Origin of the sequence: Mesorhizobium sp. M7A.F.Ca.US.014.04.1.1 (genome assembly GCF_003998745.1) — a bacterium.
Lineage (GTDB): Bacteria > Pseudomonadota > Alphaproteobacteria > Rhizobiales > Rhizobiaceae > Mesorhizobium > Mesorhizobium ciceri.
Genome location: NZ_RZRW01000493.1, coordinates 1 through 4,237, shown reverse-complemented (window position 1 = coordinate 4,237; position 4,237 = coordinate 1). Strand labels below are relative to the sequence as shown.

Annotated in this window: 4 protein-coding genes; 2 read left to right on the top strand and 2 right to left on the bottom strand. The window is 64.1% G+C overall.

Annotated elements, in window-relative coordinates; all coding sequences use genetic code 11:
- The coding region (locus EOA22_RS25900) for an NrsF family protein (protein WP_127390309.1) at positions 1-121 on the top strand (121 nt) is incomplete at its 5' end.
- Between the two features lie 134 nt (positions 122-255).
- A complete protein-coding gene (locus tag EOA22_RS25895) occupies positions 256-2,295 on the top strand; it encodes a PAS domain S-box protein (protein WP_082826552.1) in 2,040 nt (679 codons plus the stop codon).
- A gap of 56 nt (positions 2,296-2,351) precedes the next feature.
- On the opposite strand, the gene EOA22_RS25890 is transcribed toward EOA22_RS25895, so the two are convergent.
- Together EOA22_RS25890 and EOA22_RS25885 are read right to left on the bottom strand one after the other, a co-directional pair.
- On the bottom strand, positions 2,352-3,230 hold the full coding sequence (locus EOA22_RS25890; protein WP_013529423.1) for a 3-hydroxybutyryl-CoA dehydrogenase: 879 nt from the start codon (positions 3,228-3,230) through the stop codon (positions 2,352-2,354).
- Positions 3,231-3,438: 208 nt separating this feature from the next.
- Positions 3,439-4,237: electron transfer flavoprotein subunit alpha/FixB family protein (locus tag EOA22_RS25885; protein ID WP_164755814.1), on the bottom strand; the 799-nt coding region annotated here is incomplete at its 5' end.

The window sequence follows — 4,237 nt, the reverse complement described above, 5'->3', positions numbered from 1 at the left end:
CTTCTATGCCGCCCACTGCTTCGACGATTCGCCGCTTTTCGTCGCCACCTGGTACACGATAGCCATTGCAGCGCTCGCATTGCTTGGCGCGCTCGGCGGACGGTTTTTCGTGCGCTGGTAGCGTTGCGCCACGCTCGCCCGCTCGCGCATACCGATCCTTAATCATGCCGGCAATTGTTTGCCGGTTAGCGATGGCACCGGAATGCCTGACGCAACCTTTCCTTAAAATCGATCCGCCAAGGTTGAGGCGAGAACATGCGTTTGCGCACGGGGGTGGCACGTATCGTGATGCGGCGAGGATTGACCAGCCGAGAATCTCTTGGGCGTGCAGGGCTGGCGTTGCTCGTCGCCGGCCTGGGCGTGCTGGCGGCCTCGATCCTGCTGTCGCGCCTGGACCTGGGCACCGAAGCCTTGAAACTCTGCCTGCAGATCGCGATGGCAGTGGCGGCGGGCGCGCTGTTCCTCGCCGCCCTGTCCACCCGCAGGATCAGCATGGATCGCCAACAGATCGCCGAGAGCGAGCTGCGCTTCCGCCGCGCCATGGAGGATTCAGCGATCGGTATCGTCGTTGTCGGTCTCGATGGGCGCATCCGCCAGACCAATCCGGCCTTCGCGGCCATGCTTGGCTACACAAGCGAAGAGATCGAGACGCTGACTTTCTTCCAGATCACGCATCCCGACGACCAGCAGATCGGGCGGGAGACGATGGACGATCTGAAGGCGGGCACGGTCAATTCCTTCCATTTCGAGAAGCGCTATCTCCGCAAGGACGGAACGCCCGTCTGGGCCCATCTTGCCGGTTCGGTCATTCGCGATGAGACCAGCGGCCGCCCGCTCTATCTCGTCTCGCAAATCGAGAACATCGACGCTCGCAAGCAGGCCGAGGCGCGCATTGCCGAAGCGGAAACGCGTTGGAATTTCGCGCTCGCCGGCGCCGGCCAGGGCGTCTGGGACCTCGACATGCGCAAGGGCGGCACGACCTATTCCTCGACCTGGGTCAAGATGCTGGGCTATGCGGATGGCGAGCTCGATGGCGACACCGACCGCTGGCTGACGATGATCCATCCTGATGATCGCGAGACTGTCGCCGAAGCGGATCGCGCTCATCTCGAGGGCAAGACACCGTTCTTTGAGGCCGAGTTCAGGATGCGCCACAAGGATGGCCACTGGGTGTGGATCCTCGACCGCGGCAAGGCCATCGAACGTGATGAGGATGGACGGCTGATCAGGGCCATCGGCAGCTTGACCGACATCACCCGCCGCAAGGAGGCCGAAGAGCGCCTCACCGTGTCGGCGGCAATGCTTGCCGATGAAAAGGAGCGGCTGAGGGTGACGCTGCAATCGATCGGCGATGCCGTCATCTGCACCGATGCCGCAAACCGGATCACCTTCATGAACCCGGTCGCCGAAAAGCTGACCGGGATTGCCGGCGGCGAGGCTCTCGGCAAGATGCTTGGCCATGTCTACTGGGCGGTCGACGAGGAGACGGGGCACAGGATCGGCGTGACCCGGCCCGCGGTTGGCGTTCATGCGCCCGCCGACCAGAACAGCCGCGCCGTCCTCATCCGGCGCGACGACACGCGCTGCAGCATCCGCCAGGTGGTGTCGCCGATCGTCAACGACCGCAACGAATTCTGCGGGCTGGTCATCGTCTTCCAGGACTTTACCGATGCGCGCGCGCTGCAGCGCCAGCTCGCCCACGCCGCGGCACACGATGCGCTGACCGGCCTTGCCAACCGCTCCAGCTTCATCCGCGCCATGGAGGACCTCGTCGACCAGGCGCGCAAGGACGGCACCGCCGACACGACAAGGTTGGTCGGCGACACGACAAGGTCGGTCGGAGGCGCCGGACATCAGTTCATGTTCATCGACCTCGACCACTTCAAACTGGTCAACGACACGGGTGGCCACGCGGCGGGAGACGCGCTGCTGAAGCGGGTTGCCGTGGCTATTCGCGGCGTGCTTGGTCCAGACGACATCGTCGCTCGCCTCGGCGGCGACGAATTCGCGGTCGTTTTGAAATCGGGTTCGGCAGCCGGCGCCAAGATCGCGGCGCGCTCCATCATCGATGCGATCGGCGGGCTAGACTTCACCTGGGACGGCCGTCCTCACGTGATCGGCGCCAGCATCGGGTTGGCTGCGATCAATGCCAATTGTGGCGAGGTCGACGAGATCATCGCCAGGGCCGATGCGGCTTGCTATGCCGCCAAGGCGGCGGGCCGTGGCTGTGTCTCCGTGGCGCCCGACGCACAGATCGTGGATGGCCGGACAGAGCCACTGGCGGTGGCCTCCTGATAGACCCGTCGCCGCTGAACCGAAAGGCTTGTCCCTGATTTGCGCCGACGATCCGCTCAGCGCGTCGGGACGGGATGCTCGCCGCGATAGTCGTAGAAGCCGCGCCCGGTCTTGCGGCCGAGCCAGCCGGCCTCGACATATTTCACCAGGAGCGGGCAAGGGCGGTACTTGGAGTCCGACAGGCCGTCATGCAGCACCTGCATGATCGACAGGCAGGTATCGAGCCCGATGAAGTCAGCCAGCTGCAGCGGCCCCATCGGATGGTTGGCGCCGAGCCGCATCGCGGTGTCGATGGCGTCGACCGAGCCGACACCCTCATAGAGCGTGTAGATCGCCTCGTTGATCATCGGCAGCAGGATGCGGTTGACGATGAAAGCAGGAAAATCCTCCGAGACCGTGATCGTCTTGTCGAGCTGCTTCACATAGGTCTTGGCTGCCTCGAAGGTCTGGTCCTCGGTGGCGATGCCGCGCACCAGTTCGACCAGCTTCATCAGCGGCACCGGGTTCATGAAATGTATGCCGATGAACCGCTCGGGCCGGTCGGTCTGCGCGGCAAGCCGCGTGATCGAGATCGACGAGGTGTTGGTCGCCAGGATGGCTTCGGGATTGAGCTGCGGACAAAGCTGGGCGTAGATCTTGCGCTTGACCGTCTCGTCCTCGGTCGCCGCCTCGATCACCAGGTCAGCACCCGCAAGATCGGCCATCGCGGGCGCGGCCGAAATGCGGCCCATCGCATCGTTGCGCACCTTCTCGTCGAGCTTGCCGGACCCCACCTGGCGGGCCATGTTGCCGCTGATCGTGGCGATGCCCTTCTCGATGCGGTCGGGCGAGATATCGTAGATCAATACCTTGTAGCCTGAAAGCGCGGAGACATGGGCGATGCCGCCACCCATCTGGCCCGCGCCGATGATGCCGATCGTCTCGATCTTGCTCATTACACCGATCCCGTCCTGAACCCTTCCGCTTGAACTGCGAAAGCGCTCCACCTTTTATTTTACCGCAATCCCGGACGCAAAACCGCTGCGCACTTTTGCTGGATTGCTTTCAGCCTTTGCGGCCTGCTTTTTGTGCGGTGCAAACTAAAAGGGCGGGGCGACTTCGTCTACCCCACCCTCACCATTTAATACGCTTTGGCAGAAAGCGTCAAAGCGCCTTTTGCAGTTCCGGCAGGATGACGAACAGGTCGCCGACGAGGCCGTAGTCGGCAACCTGGAAAATCGGCGCCTCCTCGTCCTTGTTGATGGCGACGATGACCTTGGAATCCTTCATGCCGGCAAGGTGCTGGATGGCGCCGGAGATGCCGACCGCGATGTAGAGATCGGGGGCAACCACCTTGCCGGTCTGGCCGACCTGCCAATCGTTCGGCGCATAGCCGGCATCGACGGCGGCGCGGGAAGCGCCGACCGCGGCGCCGAGCTTGTCGGCAACCGGCAGGATGACCTCCTGGAATTTCTCCGAGGAGCCCAGCGCGCGGCCGCCCGAGATGATGATCTTGGCCGAGGTCAGCTCCGGACGGTCGGTCTCGGAAAGCTTGTTCTCGATGAAGGTGGAGAGGCCCGGATTCGCCGCGGCCTTAACGGTCTCGACGGCTGCCGAGCCGCCCTCGGGGGCTGCCTGGAAGGAGGCGGTGCGCACGGTGATCACCTTCTTGGCGTCGCTCGACTGCACCGTCTGGATGGCGTTGCCGGCATAGATCGGCCGCTTGAAGGTGTCGGGCGATACGACTTCGATGATCTCGGACACCTGCGCGACATCGAGGAGCGCAGCCACGCGCGGCGCGACATTCTTGCCCGACGAGGTCGCCGGCGCGATGATGGTGTCGTAGGCGCCCGCCAGCGACACAATGAGCGCTGCCGTCGGTTCGGCCAGGCGCTCGGCAAGCTCGTCGGCCTCGGCCAACAGCACCTTGCTCACGCCCTTCAGCTTGGCGGCAGCGTCGGCT